This window comes from Limnohabitans sp. DM1 (genome assembly GCF_001269385.1).
In the GTDB taxonomy this organism is placed as follows: Bacteria; Pseudomonadota; Gammaproteobacteria; order Burkholderiales; family Burkholderiaceae_C; genus Limnohabitans_A.
In genome coordinates this window covers 232,277-249,289 of the sequence record NZ_CXOO01000011.1, presented here as the reverse complement: position 1 = coordinate 249,289, position 17,013 = coordinate 232,277, and the positions used below count along the sequence as shown (strand labels likewise).

At 49.4% G+C, this 17,013-nt stretch carries 16 protein-coding genes and 1 pseudogene; all 17 read left to right on the top strand.

The window, feature by feature from the left end; genetic code table 11:
- Positions 1-87: 87 nt before the first annotated feature.
- Positions 88-578, top strand: a pseudogene (locus tag AMM33_RS04370) (transposase); the annotation flags it as partial.
- 281 nt (positions 579-859) lie between these two features.
- Complete coding sequence (gene pseC, locus AMM33_RS04365) at positions 860-2,041, top strand: UDP-4-amino-4,6-dideoxy-N-acetyl-beta-L-altrosamine transaminase (protein WP_090139152.1); 1,182 nt, start codon at positions 860-862, stop codon at positions 2,039-2,041.
- An 11-nt stretch (positions 2,042-2,052) separates the two neighbouring features.
- A complete protein-coding gene (locus AMM33_RS04360) occupies positions 2,053-2,940 on the top strand; it encodes an aldo/keto reductase (RefSeq protein ID WP_090139151.1) in 888 nt (295 codons plus the stop codon).
- Positions 2,937-3,830: a Gfo/Idh/MocA family oxidoreductase gene (locus AMM33_RS04355; protein WP_090139150.1), complete on the top strand. Its 894-nt coding sequence runs from the start codon at positions 2,937-2,939 to the stop codon at positions 3,828-3,830. The genes AMM33_RS04360 and AMM33_RS04355 overlap by 4 nt, the downstream gene beginning before the upstream one ends.
- On the top strand, positions 3,827-4,600 hold the full coding sequence (locus AMM33_RS04350; RefSeq protein ID WP_090139149.1) for an SDR family NAD(P)-dependent oxidoreductase: 774 nt from the start codon (positions 3,827-3,829) through the stop codon (positions 4,598-4,600). Before AMM33_RS04355 ends, AMM33_RS04350 begins: the two co-directional genes overlap by 4 nt.
- 33 nt (positions 4,601-4,633) lie before the next feature.
- Positions 4,634-5,353: an acylneuraminate cytidylyltransferase family protein gene (locus AMM33_RS04345; RefSeq protein WP_090139148.1), complete on the top strand. Its 720-nt coding sequence runs from the start codon at positions 4,634-4,636 to the stop codon at positions 5,351-5,353.
- Positions 5,350-6,444, top strand: coding sequence for a UDP-2,4-diacetamido-2,4,6-trideoxy-beta-L-altropyranose hydrolase (gene pseG / locus AMM33_RS04340; protein WP_090139147.1), 1,095 nt, complete (start codon positions 5,350-5,352; stop codon positions 6,442-6,444). The genes AMM33_RS04345 and pseG overlap by 4 nt, the downstream gene beginning before the upstream one ends.
- A 4-nt stretch (positions 6,445-6,448) precedes the next feature.
- Positions 6,449-6,973 (top strand): GNAT family N-acetyltransferase, encoded by a 525-nt coding sequence (locus AMM33_RS04335; protein WP_090139146.1) that lies wholly within the window; start codon positions 6,449-6,451, stop codon positions 6,971-6,973.
- A gap of 26 nt (positions 6,974-6,999) precedes the next feature.
- On the top strand, positions 7,000-8,052 hold the full coding sequence (gene pseI / locus AMM33_RS04330) for a pseudaminic acid synthase (RefSeq protein WP_090139145.1): 1,053 nt from the start codon (positions 7,000-7,002) through the stop codon (positions 8,050-8,052).
- Between the two features lie 10 nt (positions 8,053-8,062).
- The gene (locus tag AMM33_RS04325; protein ID WP_090139144.1) at positions 8,063-9,244 is read left to right on the top strand and encodes a hypothetical protein; all 1,182 of its coding nucleotides are present in this window, start codon (positions 8,063-8,065) and stop codon (positions 9,242-9,244) included.
- Positions 9,220-10,608: a capsular polysaccharide export protein, LipB/KpsS family gene (locus AMM33_RS04320; protein ID WP_090139143.1), complete on the top strand. Its 1,389-nt coding sequence runs from the start codon at positions 9,220-9,222 to the stop codon at positions 10,606-10,608. The genes AMM33_RS04325 and AMM33_RS04320 overlap by 25 nt, the downstream gene beginning before the upstream one ends.
- A 4-nt stretch (positions 10,609-10,612) precedes the next feature.
- Positions 10,613-11,887, top strand: coding sequence for a lipopolysaccharide biosynthesis protein (locus AMM33_RS04315; protein ID WP_194945233.1), 1,275 nt, complete (start codon positions 10,613-10,615; stop codon positions 11,885-11,887).
- A gap of 24 nt (positions 11,888-11,911) precedes the next feature.
- Positions 11,912-13,045, top strand: a complete 1,134-nt coding sequence (locus tag AMM33_RS04310; protein ID WP_090139141.1) for an N-acetyl sugar amidotransferase — start codon at positions 11,912-11,914, stop codon at positions 13,043-13,045.
- On the top strand, positions 13,042-13,659 hold the full coding sequence (hisH, locus tag AMM33_RS04305; RefSeq protein ID WP_090139140.1) for an imidazole glycerol phosphate synthase subunit HisH: 618 nt from the start codon (positions 13,042-13,044) through the stop codon (positions 13,657-13,659). The genes AMM33_RS04310 and hisH overlap by 4 nt, the downstream gene beginning before the upstream one ends.
- A gap of 3 nt (positions 13,660-13,662) precedes the next feature.
- Positions 13,663-14,448: an AglZ/HisF2 family acetamidino modification protein gene (locus tag AMM33_RS04300; protein WP_090139139.1), complete on the top strand. Its 786-nt coding sequence runs from the start codon at positions 13,663-13,665 to the stop codon at positions 14,446-14,448.
- Positions 14,449-14,466: 18 nt separating this feature from the next.
- Positions 14,467-15,495, top strand: a complete 1,029-nt coding sequence (locus AMM33_RS04295) for a polysaccharide biosynthesis protein (RefSeq protein ID WP_090139138.1) — start codon at positions 14,467-14,469, stop codon at positions 15,493-15,495.
- A gap of 355 nt (positions 15,496-15,850) precedes the next feature.
- The gene (locus tag AMM33_RS04290; protein WP_194945232.1) at positions 15,851-17,008 is read left to right on the top strand and encodes a UDP-2-acetamido-2,6-beta-L-arabino-hexul-4-ose reductase; all 1,158 of its coding nucleotides are present in this window, start codon (positions 15,851-15,853) and stop codon (positions 17,006-17,008) included.
- The last annotated feature ends 5 nt before the right edge of the window (positions 17,009-17,013 follow it).

Sequence of the window (17,013 nt, the reverse complement as noted above, 5' to 3'; positions counted from 1 at the left end):
CAATTCAGTTGTGCGTTCGAGAATTCAGTCATCACAAAAACAGTTTGAAATGCGCGGGCAGACACCTTTAACGAGCCCCTGTTTTTGATGAAACGTCCGGATGATTTCGTACCTGCTGGATACCCCTTGCGAGCGATTTGCGAGAGGGTCAACAAAGCACTGGTGGCCACGGACGGCTTGTTTGCCGACACGTATGAAGCCGACATCCAAGGCGATCTCCCCAGCGTTGCCCCCGAGAAGCAATTGCGCGCCAATCTGCTAGAGGTGCTCTGCAGCGTGCGCTCGGAGCGCATGCTCATGGCGCAAATTCACTACAACATGCGCTTTCGCTGGTTCGTCGGACTGTCGTGGTCAATGCCACGGGCACGAACGCTGACAGCTACGCTGAGTGCGAAACTGCAAAAGCGATGATCAACGCTGTGCGCCAGTCGCATGAAGAAGGGACAACGCCCACGCTGGGTGCAGTCAAGGGCTACGACGCGTGGGACTTCATCAAGGCCATGCAGCAGATGAGCGTATTGACGCATGTGGCGCAGAGCACATCAGGGCGCAAATCGGCAGTGCCCGACGCGACGGCACACCCTGGGACAGTTGCGTCTGCAAGGAGCCCAATAAGTGGACGGATTCAAAAGTGATGTCAAAACGCGGTTTTGAAGGCCCCCAGACACCGCGATTTAAAAATGCGAAATCAAAATCCCAAAATAGCTCTTCGGGGCAAGCGGCGCCTCTGAGGTACTGATTATTTCTGCAGCCTTCTGGCGTTATGGTTGAAAAATAGACCTTTACTCACCGGCTCAGATCAAAAAAATATAAAAATATCTGCACATCCCAATTATTTCGCCAAAAATTAAGGAAAAAAATGCAAATACCATATGGTCGACAAAATATAAGCGAGGAAGACATTAAGGCAGTCAGTGAAGTACTGCAATCTGATTTTTTAACGCAAGGGCCTGTGGTCCCTGAGTTTGAGGCTGCAATCGCCCAGTATTGCAATGTCAACTATGCATTTGCGGTAAACAGTGCGACTAGCGCCTTGCATATTGCATGTTTAGCGCTTGGTGTGCAAGCAAAAGATCGTGTATGGACTTCTCCAATAAGTTTTGTCGCGAGTGCTAATTGTGCTCTGTATTGTGGGGCTCAAGTTGATTTTGTGGATATTGACGCGAAAACTTACAATATGTGCCCACAAAAATTAGAGAAAAAATTAATTGAAGCGAAGAAAGAAGGCGTGTTGCCCAAAGTAGTGATACCAGTCCATTTGTGCGGGCAAAGTTGCGACATGCAAGCCATTCACAAACTTTCAAAGGAATACGGTTTCAGTATCATCGAAGATGCTTCACACGCAATCGGTGGAAAGTACCTTGGTAAGCCAATTGGTAATTGTGAATACAGTCAAATCACTGTTTTTAGCTTTCATCCAGTGAAAATCATCACTACAGGTGAAGGTGGTATGGCCCTCACTAACGATGCTGAAATAGGCGCCAAGATGGCACGTCTCAGAAGTCACGGTATTAATCGAGACACACAGACCATGACCAAGGAGCCTGATGGACCTTGGTATTACGAGCAGATCGAATTAGGTTACAACTATCGGATGACGGATATGCAGGGCGCTTTGGGCCTGAGCCAGTTCAAGAGGCTCGACGATTTTGTTAGTGAACGACATAAAATTGCCGATAAATATGCTGATCTTTTTAAAGATATCAATATCGTCACCCCGTATCAGGGCGAAACAAATTATTCTGCGTTTCATTTGTATGTGGTAAGGGTCAGGCCTGACCAAAAAAATATCACCCATAAAGAGATGTTTGTTCGCTTGCGTGACAGCGGAATTGGTGTTAATTTACATTACATTCCAATATATAGGCAGCCCTATTATGCGAAAATGGGGTACAAACCAGATGATTATCCAGAAGCGGAAAAATACTATTCAGAAGCCATCACTCTTCCCATTTATCCTGGATTGACAGAATTACAGCAAAAAGAGATAGTCAAGCACTTCGAAAAGCCTTACCCAACGGGCTATCAGACTATTTTTTAAGAACTGACTGCATGCATTTCAATAATTCAAAAATCGGACTGGGCAGTGTACAGTGGGGGCTTGAGTATGGTGTGTCCAATACATCAGGTCAAACCCCTGATGCCGAAATCAGCTCCATCATTTATAGCGCCCTGGCCCATGGTGTTAAAACCATTGATACGGCCAGCCTCTATGGGGACTCTGAAAGCAAGCTAGGGCAACAGGGCGTAGGGGATTTTCAAATAGTTTCAAAAACCCCTCATTGCTCATCAATGCCCGATGGAGAGACTGCCTCCCAATTTTTGAATATGGCGATTCGTGAATCGTTGACCAAGCTGAAAATTCCCAAGCTCTATGGATATTTGGTGCACCATGCAGATGATCTTCTCGGTCCACAAGGACCACAGATTGCTGAGGCATTGCGTCAACTTAAAGAGCAAGGGCTAGTGGATAAGGTCGGCGTGTCTATTTATAGAAAAGAACAATTGGACGCCATCATCACCTTTTTTACGCCTGATTTGGTACAGGTGCCTATCAATGTGCTTGATCAGCGTCTCATCAAAAATGGCACTCTCAAAATGATGAAAGATCTGGGTGTAGAAATCCATGCTCGCTCAGCTTATCTGCAAGGTCTTTTGTTGATGCCCTTATCAAAAATTCCTGCTTATTTCGAACCGATTATGCCTCAATTGAACGAATGGCATCACCGACTTAAAGAGCAAAACCTCAGCCCGGCCCAAGCTGCGATTGCATTTGTGAGCAATATTGCAGAAATAGACCAAGTCATTGTGGGCGTTGAAAACACCCAACAATTTGAAAATGCCATTCGGTTTAGTCAGGATGCACCATCATTTAATGCAACGGGCCTCGATTGCGACGATACCGAATTCATCGACCCGAGTATTTGGAATCTGAAATGACGCTTCGTCTTGGCGTTATTGGTCTTTCTCCAGGTAATGGTCATCCCTACTCGTGGTCTGCCATTTTTAATGGCTACAACTCCAGTGCCATGGAGGGCTGTGGGTTTCCCGGTATTCCACGGTACTTGGAAAAGCAAAATTTTCCTGAGGACGGTATTCAGGGCGCCCAAGTCACGCATATCTGGACTCAAGACCTTGCCTTATCGAAAAAAGTAGCGCAAGCCAGCCTGATTCCCCATATCGTCAACCATTACACCGACTTGATTGGCCAAGTAGAAGCTGTTTTGTTAGCACGAGACGATGCTGAGAACCATGTGCAATTCGCATCCCCTTTTTTGAAAGCGGGCATGCCTATTTATATCGACAAACCCTTGGCGTTGACGCTTGCCCATGCCAAAACATTGTTGTCGTTGCAGCAATACCCGGGTCAGTTGTTTTCGTGCTCCGCCCTACGGTATGCGCCCGAGCTGCAACTCAGCCCAGTTGATCGTCAAAGAGTGGGAGACATTCGGTATGTACACGCGACTGTACCCAAAGACTGGAATAAATATGCTATTCATATCATTGATCCTGTTCTCAATATACTTGGTGACCAGGGTACCTTTAGCACACCACAGATCACCCGATCAAAACACATCACAAGTCTCCATGCATTGCACGAATCTGGCGCACAGGTTCACTTGAGTGTTATGGGCGACACCCCCGTGCCCATCGTTATCGACATTGCCGGTTCAAACGGGTGCGTGCAGTTGCAATTTCAAAACACCTTCATGGCCTTTAAAAACGCTTTGGCCGACTTTGTTGCAGGCATTGCTGAAAAAAGCATCAAAACCAGTACAGACCAGGTTCTAAGATCAATTTATTTGCTGGAGGCTGGTGAGCTCCAATGAGTCAATTGCACATATTATTGACGGGCGCAACTGGAAAATTTGGCAAGGTTCTCACCAAACATTTCATGATGCAAGGCCACCACGTCATCGGACTCAGCCGCAGTCAAGCCAAATTAGCAGACCTCCCAAGTCAACTTGGCATCGCCCCTAGTCAATTTAACAAGAATTTCACGGGCATTGAATTTGACTTGGCTCAGCCCGGGGGGGCAAGCAAAATTTGCGATATTCTCGAATTAAAAGACATCAGAATCAGCCACATAATTAACAATGCACGAAGCATTGAATATCTTAAAACCGAACCCAATGGCGTTGTTAGCGCATACAACTTCACACAAGAGTTTGTGGTCGACGTGGTCATACCCTACCAGCTTAGTATGTCACTTGTCGAAAATCAAAGTGAGCACCTGAAACAAATCATTCACATCGGATCTCAATATGGTACCGTTGCCGCCAACATCAATCTGTACGACCAACCTCAAATAGAATCTGCTATTCATTACAGCGTTGCCAAAGCTGCTTTGGTGCATCTCACAAAAGAAATGGCCATTCGCTTGGCCAGCCTCCAAATTCAGGTCAACTGTGTATCGTATGGTGGTGTGCAGGGGCGGGTGAGCGAAGATTTCAAACAGCGCTACGCTGCTCTTAGCCCTATTAAGCGCATGCTTCAGGAGGAGGAAATTATTAATCCGATTGACATGCTTATAAATTACCCTACCATGAGCATGACCGGTCACACACTGCACGCCGATGGGGGCTGGAGTCTCTGGTAGTCAATTTTTAATCCGCGACTCAAATAATAAAAAATGCAGCAGCACAGAATCGCTATTATTCCTGCCCGAGGTGGATCCAAAAGGCTACCAAGGAAAAATATCATGCCCTTCAATGGCAAGCCCATGATTGCATGGACCATTGAGGCCGCTCTGGAAAGTGGAATGTTTTCCAAGGTATTGGTATCAACCGACGACGAAGAAATTAGGCAAGTTTCCCTACAAGCAGGCGCTCAAGTACCGTTCTTGAGACAAGCTGCATTTGATGACCAGGCTACTTCGAGTGAAGCCACCTTGGCCGCGCTGAAGCAAGCCGAGCAACACTGGGGGGATGCGTACACCTGCGTTACCCAACTTATGGCCAACTGCCCGCTGCGACATCATGGGGATATACAAGACGCCCTATTGCACTTTGAGCAATCTGGTGCACCGGCTCAAATTAGTTGCTTCAAGTTTGGCTGGATGAACCCATGGTGGGCCGTGCAATTAAGCCCTGAAGGCAAACCCACATACGCCTTCCCAGAGATTCGGGATTCCCGTTCCCAAGATCTGCCCCCACTGTATTGCCCCACTGGCGCCATCTGGATTGCGAGTACATCCGCGCTCAAGCAACACGGAACCTTTTACGCTCCAGAGCATGTGTTTCACGCGATGCACCACATATCTGCAGTGGACATCGACGACCAGGACGACCTCATCATGGCCCAGGCTTTCGCCACTGTGCGACAGACGCCATCTGTCAGCGGCGGCTCATGAAGAAATTTGCGTTTCGCGTCGATGCGTCGCTCCACATCGGCACAGGCCACGTCATGCGCTGCCTGACTCTGGCCGATTCGTTGCGGGCCGAAGGCCATCAATGCCACTTCATCTGTCGTGAACACCCCGGTCATCTCATCCAAAAAATTCAGGATCTCGGTTTTGCTGTTCATCACTTGCCCGCAGTTTCATCTCCGGTTCCTGGTTCAATTCCAGCCACCTACGCGCAATGGTTGGGTGCTGACTGGACAACCGATGCCCAGCAAACCTTAGACCTGATTAAAACGCTCCACCTTGACTGGCTCATCATCGACCACTATGCGCTTGATCGAGATTGGGAGCAATTCATACAACGCCAACACCCGCGCCTGACTTTGATGGTCATTGACGATCTTGCCAACCGTCACCACCACTGTCACCTGCTTCTCGATCAAAACCTTGGTCGCCAGGCCAGCGACTATGCCCCCTGGGTCGGCACCGAGTGCAAGGTGTTAGCTGGTGCTGATTTTTTGTTGTTGCGCAGCGAATTCACCCAGCTGCGGCCTTACAGCTTGGCAAGGCGCGCAACGGCACAGTTGCATAGCATCCTCATCAGCATGGGCGGTATTGACAATGATGATGCCACCAGCTTGGTCTTGCGCACCCTGGAAGCCACCCCAATGCCAGGCAGCACCGAAATCACTGTTGTGATGGGGGGGGGCGCCCCTCACATGGACAAGGTTAGAGCCGTTGCCGCGCACATGCCCTATGCCACCCGTGTCGTAGTTAACGCCAGCAAAATGGCCCAACTCATGGCAGACAGCGACCTTGCCATTGGCGCGGCGGGCAGCACCTCATGGGAGCGCTGCCACATGGGTCTACCCACGTTAATGGTCGTTTTGGCTGCCAACCAACAACCCGCATGCCAAGCTTTGGAATACCAACAAGCCGCCCTCAGCATCGGCCTGCCCGCAGACATCCCCCAGCGCCTGCCCGGCTTGATGCAAAACCTCTTTCACAAGCCCCAGACCCTGAAACATCTGTCCGATCACGCCGCCAAGCTATGCAAAAACCTTGGCTCCCAGCAAATCATTGCCCAATTGTTGAGATAAACCCATGAATACTGAAATCACATTAAGGCCCGTTCAATTGAATGACATTGACGACGAATATTGCAGCTGGTACGTGAACAGTGACGGCCATCTCAACTATTTCACAGGCAGTGGCCGCACCTTTAGCCGTGAGCTTTTGGTCAAGGACTTTAAAGAGGGCATCGAATCACAACGTTGGTACTACCATTGCATTCTCAACGAAGCAGGACAGAAAATCGGGAACGTCAAGATCGGACCGTTCGACCTGCGCAACAAGACCTCCGACCTTGTGTGCCTCATTGGCAATCGCACCTACCTTGGCAAGGGCTTGGCAAGCCAGGCGATCATGCTCGCTAACCAGGTTGCCTTTAACCATTACGATATTCGTCGTTTACAAGGCGGCATGTACGCCAGCAATATCTCTTCAATAAAGGCTTACACCAAGGCCGGATGGTTTATTGAAGCCACCATGAAAGGCTTTTACTGGGTGAATGACCAACCTGAAGACCGCATTTGTGTTGCATGCCTGAACCCCCGCTACTTTTCATAAACACACCTGATCCTTGATGGCCCACCATGACGTATAAAATTAATATCAATCAGCGCCCGATCGGGAATGAATACCCCCCCTACATCATCGCGGAACTTTCAGCCAACCACAATGGCAGCTTGCAAACAGCCCTGCGCATCATTGAAGAAGCAAAAAAAGCAGGCGCCGATGCGATCAAGCTACAAACCTATACGCCAGACACGATTACCCTGAAATGCGATGATGAGGCATTCCGAATCCATGGCGGATTATGGGATGGGCGGACTCTTTACGATCTGTATCAAGAAGCCCATATGCCTTGGGAATGGCATGTGCCACTCTTTGAACATGCCCGAAAACTTGGAATAACAATTTTCAGCTCGCCGTTTGATTTCACGGCCGTAGACCTGCTAGAAGATCTCAATACGCCAGCTTACAAAATCGCTTCATTTGAAGCGGTGGATATTCCACTCATTAAGTACGTGGCAAGCACCAAAAAGCCCATGATTATTTCCACGGGCATGGCGGACAAGACCGAAATTCAAGAAGCCATTGATGCTGCCCGCAGTGGCGGCTGTACCCAACTGGCCATCTTGCACTGTGTCAGTGCTTATCCTGCTCCAGCTTCTGACTACAACCTCAAAACAATTTCCGACATGACTCAGCGCTTTGGGGTGGTCACGGGGTTGTCTGATCATACGATTGACAACACCACTGCTATTGCCAGTGTGGCCTTGGGGGCCTGTATCGTTGAAAAGCACTTCACTTTGAATCGCAACGGAGGTGGGCCTGATGACAGTTTCTCTTTGGAGCCTGCTGAATTATCAGCATTGTGTGCCTCGGCTCGCATCGCATGGCAAGCCATTGGGAAAGTAGATTACAGCCAAAAGTCGAGTGAGACCGGCAATGTCAAATTCCGGCGTTCTCTTTATTTTGTGCGGTCAGGCCAAGCAGGGGACATCATCACACCTGACATGGTTAGAAGCGTTAGGCCCGGTTACGGGTTGGCACCAAGATATTATGAAGATGTGATCGGTAGGAAACTAAAGAAGTGCGTGAGCGCCAATACTCCAGTCACAACCAGTATTTTTGATTTGTAAAGAGAATTTCGTGAAGGAAATATTTGGTGAAAAAACAATTGCCAAACTGTATATCGGCTTAGTTGCAACTTCAATTCTCGGAGACATGCTTTACTGGTTTGTTAGCAAGTCATTTGCTGGTTATGCTAAATTATTCTTTTATCCAGCTCTATTCATTGTTTTAATAGAGGTTGTCAAGGAAAAAAAGATTTTCAAAGATATTTTTTTGCTTTTCCTGAGTTGTTCGGCTGGAATATGCTTGATTGTGGGATTGCACAACAATAAATTAGAAAAAGAATTTTTTGCTCATTTCTTGCCATTTATTCTGCCAATTTTTGCATATTCATATGGTGTGAGATCTGAATTGAATTCTGGTAGACTTTCTGCGACGATTGATAAATATGCAATAAGAGCTGGGTATGTGCTTGTTGGGCTGGTTGCTATTTATTATCCTCTCGTGCAAATTGGATATATTGAATATTTTGGTGCTGGCGCTTTGTTTGCATATCCTATTTTTTATGCCTTAAACAAGAAACTATACTTTTCTGCTGCAGTTTTTTATGTGGCGAATATCTTCACAGGCAAGCGTTCTGTTTTACTTGCAATCACAGTAGTTATTTTTATTTTTCTATATAAAAGCTCAAACAAAATTAGCAGGATTATCATAATATCATTGGTTGTCATGCTTGCGGCTTTGCTCTATGTGGCGGGGGAAGAGTCTGGCGGCCATCTATTTGGAATGGGGCTTGATAGGTATATAATTATTTTTCAATACATGGCTGAAAATGAGGATGTACTTAAAGCCATTGATTTGGCAACCAGTGGTAGGCTTTATGACGTTATTGCTGTAATTGATCGACTTGGAGATAGTGTCTTTAATTGGTTTTTTGGAATTGGTTTTGGTGCTGTTTTTACTATAGATTATAGTTTTTCAGAGGAGGCTCACTTGACGCATTATTCTCATGTGACTCCATTTTCGTATTTGCTGCTGGGTGGGTTTTTTCTTCTCTTGATAGTGTATTTAAAGCTATTTCGTGAATTGAGGCATGCCTTCAATAACATTGATAATCACCTGTCGATGATGATTATTTATTTTTTTGTTATTGGATTTAGTGGGGCAATATTTTTCACGGATGTTTTCGTGTGGTTAATAGTGGGTATATTTACTGCTGACCGAATCAAAAGTGAATGGTTGACGAAATCTTTTGTATGAATCTAAACACAATACTTTGTCACGTGGGTCCTTGGTCAAAAGAGCAGTATTATTTTATTGGCAGTCAAATCGAACCGCTCGCAGATATTGCAATTTTAAGCGGTCATCCAACATGCGATACAACAGGTTTGTTTGCGCAATACCGTCGAATCATTGGTGAAGGTCGATCTAAGGATCCAACGGAAGCGACGACACTCGAGCTTGATATTATTTCTCGATGCAGACTGTTACGGGCAATTGAGCGTGAACAAGCATTGTTTCATTTGCGGGCCATGTGGAAGGCCATGGGTAAGGTCTTGGATGGTATCAAGCCTGATTTGGTGCTGACAGAAACCATCGATTCTTATGTGATGGACGTTTTGTACTTTCAAGCTAAACAACGCAAAATCCCTTTTGTCGGATTGGTGCCAACTTTCATTTCAGGATATTTCAGAATATCTGCACGGGGTGAGTATGTTTGTTCCCGAATAGTGGGTGCAAATGAAACACAATTGGTTTTAGATAAATTACTCCAAAAAAATTACAAACCTGACTTCATTAAAAATAGTGACTCACGTATTTTTTTGTATGCCATAGGACGTTGGCTGCGAAATTTGACCAAAATTCCATATTTTTGGCTTATACGGTTGGATAGAAACGAGCGATTTAACTATCACAACTGGGCCACCCTGATTGTTGCAAAGCAATGGGCACATATTTTCCCCAAGCTCAATATCGGTCAGGTCCAATGGCGTTCTCGAGTGCAACAGGCGAATAAACCCATTGTATTTATTCCGCTGCAAATGATTCCTGAGGCCACAGTTGACTATTGGTGCGAAGATTTGGATGCTGTGGACTATGAAGCCTACTTGCTTCGATTGGTTGCGCACCTGAAAAATGATTTCACTTTGCTTTTTAAAGAGCATCCCAATGTGCTGGGTTACCGCAACCCCAAGCTTTACAAGCAATTAAGTCAGTTTGATTCGGTGATTTTTGCGCCCACACACACAGCTTCACAGGAATTGGTCGACGCTTCCGATACGGTGTTGGTCTGGACGGGCAGCGTGGGGTTTGAGGCCGCCATTCGGGGTAAACCTGTGCTGACCACCTGTGATCCTTACTATGCACATGGGAATAGCTTCAAAAAAATTAGTCTTCAAACCCCTGTCAGTGAGATCAAACAATATCTTCAATCGTTTGACCATAAAGCGGCTATGGAACGAAACCGTGCTTTGGTAGCACATGTACTGTCGGGCGCGTTGCCTGGGCGTTACATCATTGACGGGTCGTGGTCGGCCGACAAGCCTGAGCACATGGAATACGCCATAAATATTGCGGTTCAGATCAAAGGCTATTTGAACTTTGCAGGTATTGAGCAAGCTTGACCCCGTGGTGGCTCTTTACAACAAGAAGGCCGAGCACTTGCTCTACGCAGCGTTGATGTTTGGCGGGATGGCGCTGAGCTTTGGTAAGTGGATTGTCTTCTCCAAGGTTCTTTTGCCCGGTGATTTTGGTATGTACTCAGCTGTCATGTCCTCAGTTGCGGTTGGCGCTTATGTTGGCGCAGCGGGCTTGAATGAGTATCTGATTCAGCGTGGTTCTAGTAGCCATGGGCAAGGGCAGATGGTCGAAATTTACAAGCTGCGTGATCACTCTATGAGCGTGGGGCTGCTGATGACCGGGATGTTATTGGTTCCCTTGATTGCGGTTTCATACCTGATGAATTGGTGGGGTCTTGGCTGGGCTAATTTTGGGGTGTTGTGCGCCTTGCTGGTTTCGACGGTTGTGTTTGGCATGGTGGACGCCAGTTTACGGGCTGCTCAGCGCGCATTGGCATTTGCTGGCATGGTGTTTTTTCGGGCAGTAATGCTTCTGTCGACGGGTTATGTACTGGCCCAATGGGGTGACTTTTCGGGCATCTTGCTGGCTGAGTTGGCTTCGTCCGGTGCAGCCATTGCCATGGCACTCTGGGTGTGGGGCCCTGGCCCACGTTTGAAGGGGTTTGTATTTGATCCGGCTATTATTTTTGCTCTGCTAAATGATAGTTTTTCATTTTTGAAACTGCAACTTCTTAGATATTTATCCTTGATGCTGGATAAGTGGCTTGTAGCTTGGTTTTTGGGGGCTCTGGCGCTGGGGCAATACTCTTTTTTATTGATCACTTTTTTGGCATTTACAGCTTTCGCAGGCGTGTACAACGCAGTGATCATCCCTCGCTTGATTTCAGCATTTAGCAGGAAAAATGACCCTGAAGGGCTTGCCAACATAACGCGCATGCAGGCTTACTTTTTTTTGATTGGAAGTTTGATTATTGGACCATTTTATCTATTGGCTTTGAATAAAGTAATTTATCGTTATTTTTCCGAGTATTTATTTGCCAATCATGTGATTGCACTTTCGTTCATTTATTTGGGCTCAGCTTTTCATGTGTCATCACAATTTTTTGACAGTTTGTTTTATGCATTGCGAAAGCAGTCTGATTTGGCCATGCTGGCCGCACTCAGTTTGCTACTCTTTGGGTTTTATTATTTGGCAGCAGGCAATATTCTGACACCTTCTGTTCTGTGGTTTAGTTTCGCTTTTTTTATTTCTAAATTTTCGTGCTTTTTGATGACTTTGTTTAGGGTTTCGCAAATCAACATACCTTCTACCAACATTTCCTGATACTCCTCTAACGCCAATAAAATTATGACTGACCAGATTTGCTCTCATTGCATCATGGACACCACTGATCCGAACATCCATTTCGATGAGCGGGGTTGGTGTGACTATTGCAACAACTTTGAAAAATCCATTAGCCACAGTTGGCATACCGATGAACACGATCAGCGTGATCTGATGAGGATGGCAGAGACCATTAAGGCTGATGGCCGGGGTCGTGATTTTGATTGCATTTTGGGACTGTCTGGCGGGCTTGACAGTTCCTATGTCGCTTATGTTGTCAAGGAGAAGATGGGCCTGCGACCGCTGTTGTTCCATGTGGATGCTGGCTGGAATACTGACCAAGCCGTGGGCAATATCGAGAAACTGGTTGATGGGCTGGGTTTAGACCTGTACACAGATGTTGTGAATTGGGAGGCTGTCAAACGGATGCAGGTGGCTTTTTTGCGCTCTGGAATTCCAGATCAAGATTTGGTGCAAGATGCGGCCTTCTTCTCAGGGTTATACAAGTTTGCGCGCCAATATGGCATTAAAAATATTATTACCGGATCTAACTTTTCAACGGAATGCTGCCGAGAGCCAGAAGAGTGGGGTGGTTATCTCGGAATTGACAAAACCCTATTTGATGACATTTGGCGCAAGTGCGGAGATGGCAAACCCAACGATTTTCCATTGGTGGATATTCTGGTTTACAAGGTTTGGTACCAAAAGGTCTTGGGCATGAAGGTGCACCACCCCTTGAATTTGGTGCCCTATTTGAAAAAAGATGCCGAGGATGAATTGGAGCACCGCTTTGGCTGGCAACGTTTCAAGCACAAGCATCATGAGTCTCGCTTCACGCGGTTTTATGAAGATTATTGGTTGCCCCGTCGATTTGGTTTTGAAAAGCGTCGGGCCCATTTTTCCAGCTTGATCATGACGGGGCAAATGACGCGAGACCAAGCCTTGGAGCGCATTGCCAAGCCTGAGATGGATGAGCACTTTTTGACGCAAGAGTTTGAATATGTGGCTCACAAATTGGGGTTGACTGTGGACGAATTGCAAGCCATTTTTGACAGCCCCAAGAAGACTTACCGCGATTACAAAAACAAGCGCGATCTGATTGGTTTTGGCGCGAACCTGATGCGCAAGTTGGGCCTGGAAAAAAGGTTTTTCAGATGATTCGCATCGTGGACTACGGTGTTGGAAATATCCAGGCCTTCATGACCTTGTTCAAGCGTTTGGGTATCCAGGCCGAGCGGGCTCTGATGCCATCGGACTTGGTGGACGCGACGCGATTGATTTTGCCTGGCGTTGGGCATTTTGACCACGCCATGCAGCGGCTCAACGACTCGGGCATGCGCCCCGTGCTGGAGGCCATGGTTTTGGGCCAGGGTGTGCCGGTGCTGGGCGTGTGTGTGGGCATGCAGATGTTGGCGGCTGGCTCAGACGAGGGCAATTTGTCCGGCCTTAATTGGGTGCCGGGGCGTGTGAGGGCTTTTGCCAACAACCCTTTGTCTGCCCGTTTGCCCATGCCGCACATGGGCTGGAACGGGGTGCAGCCGGCAACGGGGGCGCGTTTGTTTTCGGCAGGTTTTGAAGACGCCGCGCAGTTTTACTTTTTGCACTCTTTTTACTTTGATGCATTGGACAAGGGCGATGTGGCCGCCACGGCGCATTACGGCCTGGATTTTGATGCGGTGGTCAGCCGTGGCCACATTCATGGGGTGCAGTGCCACCCCGAAAAAAGCCACCACTGGGGTGCGCAGTTGCTGAAAAATTTTGCGGAGCTTTAAGCCATGTTGAGACCCAGAATCATCCCTTGTCTGTTGGTGCACAAGGGGGGCCTGGTCAAAACGCAGGGCTTCAAAGACCCCAAGTACGTGGGCGACCCGATCAACGCGGTGAAGATTTTCAACGAGAAGGAAGCCGACGAGTTGATCGTGCTGGACATCGACGCCACGGTTCAGGGGCGTGAGCCTGACTTTGCCTTGATCGCCAAGCTGGCGGCTGAGTGCCGAATGCCACTGTGCTACGGCGGTGGGGTGACCACTGCTGCTCAAGCGGCGCGCATTGTGGACATGGGCGTGGAGAAGGTGGCCGTCAGCGCCGCGGCCATTGCCAACCCTGCGCTGTTGACCGAGATGGCCGATGCCGTGGGCCGTCAGTCGGTGGTGGCGGTGCTGGATGTGCGCAAAAGGTCGGGCCTGTTTGCCAAGGGCTATGAGGTGTGCACGCGCAATGCCTCTGTGGCGCACAAGCTGGACCCACTGATCTTGGCCAAGCAGCTGCAAGAGGCTGGTGCGGGCGAGGTGGTGGTCAATTCAGTGGATCGCGATGGCTTCATGCAGGGTTATGACTTGGAGCTGGCCAGCCAGTTCAGGCAGGCGCTGGGTGTGCCGGTCACATGCATGGGCGGTGCGGGTTCGCTGGACCATGTATCTCAATTGGTCACCAAGTTGGGTGTTGTGGGCGCAGCCGCAGGCAGCTTGTTTGTGTTCAAGGGTAAGTACCGTGCGGTGCTGATCAATTACCCGACGCCAGAGCAAAAGTTACAGCTGTGTCGTGATGTTTTGAAGATTTAATTTCCTGAGGATTTTTTGATGTTCAAGAATAAAGTGCTTTTGATCACCGGCGGGACCGGTTCTTTTGGCAACGCGGTGTTGCGCCGCTTTTTAAATTCCGACCTGAAGGAAATTCGCATCCTCAGCCGTGACGAGAAAAAGCAAGACGACATGCGCAAGAAGTACAACAGCCCCAAGCTGAAGTTCTACATTGGCGATGTGCGTGATTCTCAGTCGGTGCTGGGCGCGGTGCGTGATTCGGACTTCATCTACCACGCGGCAGCGCTCAAGCAGGTGCCGTCTTGCGAGTTCCACCCGCTGGAGGCGGTCAAAACCAATGTGATGGGCACAGAGAATGTGCTCGAAGCGGCCATCAACTGTGGTGTCAAGCGGGTGGTGGTGCTCAGCACCGACAAGGCGGTCTACCCCATCAACGCCATGGGCACCAGCAAGGCCATGATGGAAAAAGTGGCCGTTGCCAAGTCGCGCAGCAGTGGCAACACGGTCATCAACGTCACGCGCTATGGCAATGTCATGGCGTCACGCGGTTCGGTCATTCCCTTGTTTGCGCAGCAGATCCGCGCCGACCACCCCATCACCATCACCGATCCGAGCATGACCCGCTTCATGATGACGCTGGACGATGCGGTGGACCTGGTGCTCTATGCGTTTGAGCATGGTCAGCCCGGTGAGATTTTTGTGCAAAAGGCGCCTGCGGCCACGATCGAGGTGCTGACCCAGGCACTGACGGGTCTGTTGGGCAAGCCCAACCACGATGTGCGCGTGATCGGCACCCGCCATGGTGAAAAGCTCTACGAGGCGCTGCTCAGCCGCGAAGAGATGGCTGCAGCCAATGATCTGGGTGGCTATTACCGCGTGCCTCCCGATTTGCGAGACTTGAACTACGGCAAGTTTGTGGAGCAGGGCGAGATTCGAATTTCTGAGGCGGTGGACTACAACTCTCACAACACCACCCGCCTGGATGTGGCGGGCATGCAGGCACTGCTGATGAAGGTGCGGTTCATGCAGGCCACGCTGCGCGGTGAGGTGGTGGAGGCAGAGGAGTGATTTGACCGATTGGTGCCTGGGTGATAACGCGATGTGAAGATGTGCAGGGGGCAGAACTGCGCCATTGCGTAACCACCTTTATTGATCTGGCCCCATGAAGTTTGCACGGCATTTCATCTGCAGGCGTGGCGCTCCCGCCGCGATCAACCCTCGCAGACCACCCCCCCATCGCCCAGAGGGTGGGGGCTCCTGTAGATACCGATGTGCGTCAAACACAAGCCAAGCGCCTGATCTTCCTTTCAGATTTCAAAAGGCCGTATCTACAGGCCGACCTGGAGGGGCTGTTGGCCGATGCACAAAAGGCTCCAGCATCGAGATCGCAACGATCAGCCCTTGTCCGTGAGCAACGAGAAAAATGAATCCAATAAATAGAATTTTGATCACAGGTGCCAATGGTTTCATTGGCAAAAACCTGGGGGTGCGCTTGCGCGAGTTGTCGCGTTTTGCGGTGTCTGAGTTTGTCCGTGGCGACGATCCAGCGGTATTGCCACAACTGATCGCGCAGGCCGATGTGGTGGTGCACTTGGCTGGAGAAAATCGCCCGGCTGATCCCAACGCATTTGCACAAGTCAACACCGGTTTGACACTGGCAATTTGCCAGGCCATTGCCAGCCAGGTGGCCAGCGGCGGGCGGCGTGTGCCTTTGGTGTTAGCGTCGTCAACCCAGGCTGAGCAGCGAAATCCTTATGGGCAGAGCAAGTTGGCGGCAGAGCAGGCTGTGCAGGTGCTGACCCGGGACACGGGCAATCCGGCGGTCATCTTTCGTTTGCCGGGGGTGTTTGGCAAGTGGTGCAAGCCCAATTACAACTCGGTGGTGGCCACGTTTTGCCACAACATTGCGCGGGGCTTGCCGATACAGGTGAATGACCCTTCTTTGAGTTTGGCGTTGGTGTACGTGGACGACGTGGTGTCAAGCTTGATCGAGTGGGTTGACGCGTGCATGAATGACGTTGCGAACGCTGTGGTTTACAGCGATGCGAAGTGGGGCAGGGTGCTGCCGTGCCACCTTCCGTCGTTGGGCGAATTGGCGGCACAAATTCAGGCCTTCGGCAACTGCCGCACGTCGCTGATGAGCGAGCCAGTCGGCACCGGTTTTGTGCGGGCCTTGTATGCCACCTATGTGAGTTATTTGCCCACCGACCGTTTTGCCTACGATGTGCCGCAGCACGCAGACCCACGCGGTGTGTTTGTCGAGATGCTCAAGACCCCTGACAGCGGGCAGTTCAGCTACTTCACGGCCTATCCTGGCATCACGCGGGGTGGGCATTACCACCACACCAAGACCGAAAAGTTTTTGGTCATCAAGGGCACGGGGCTGTTTCGCTTCAGGCATTTGCTGACCGACGAGCGCTTTGAGCTGACCACATCGGGCGACAAGCCCCAGGTGGTGGACACCATTCCCGGCTGGGTGCACGACATCACCAACACCGGGCAAGACGAGCTGGTGGTCATGCTGTGGGCCAACGAAGTCTTTGACCGCGCCCACCCGGATACGGTGGCTGAGAAAGTTTAAAGACG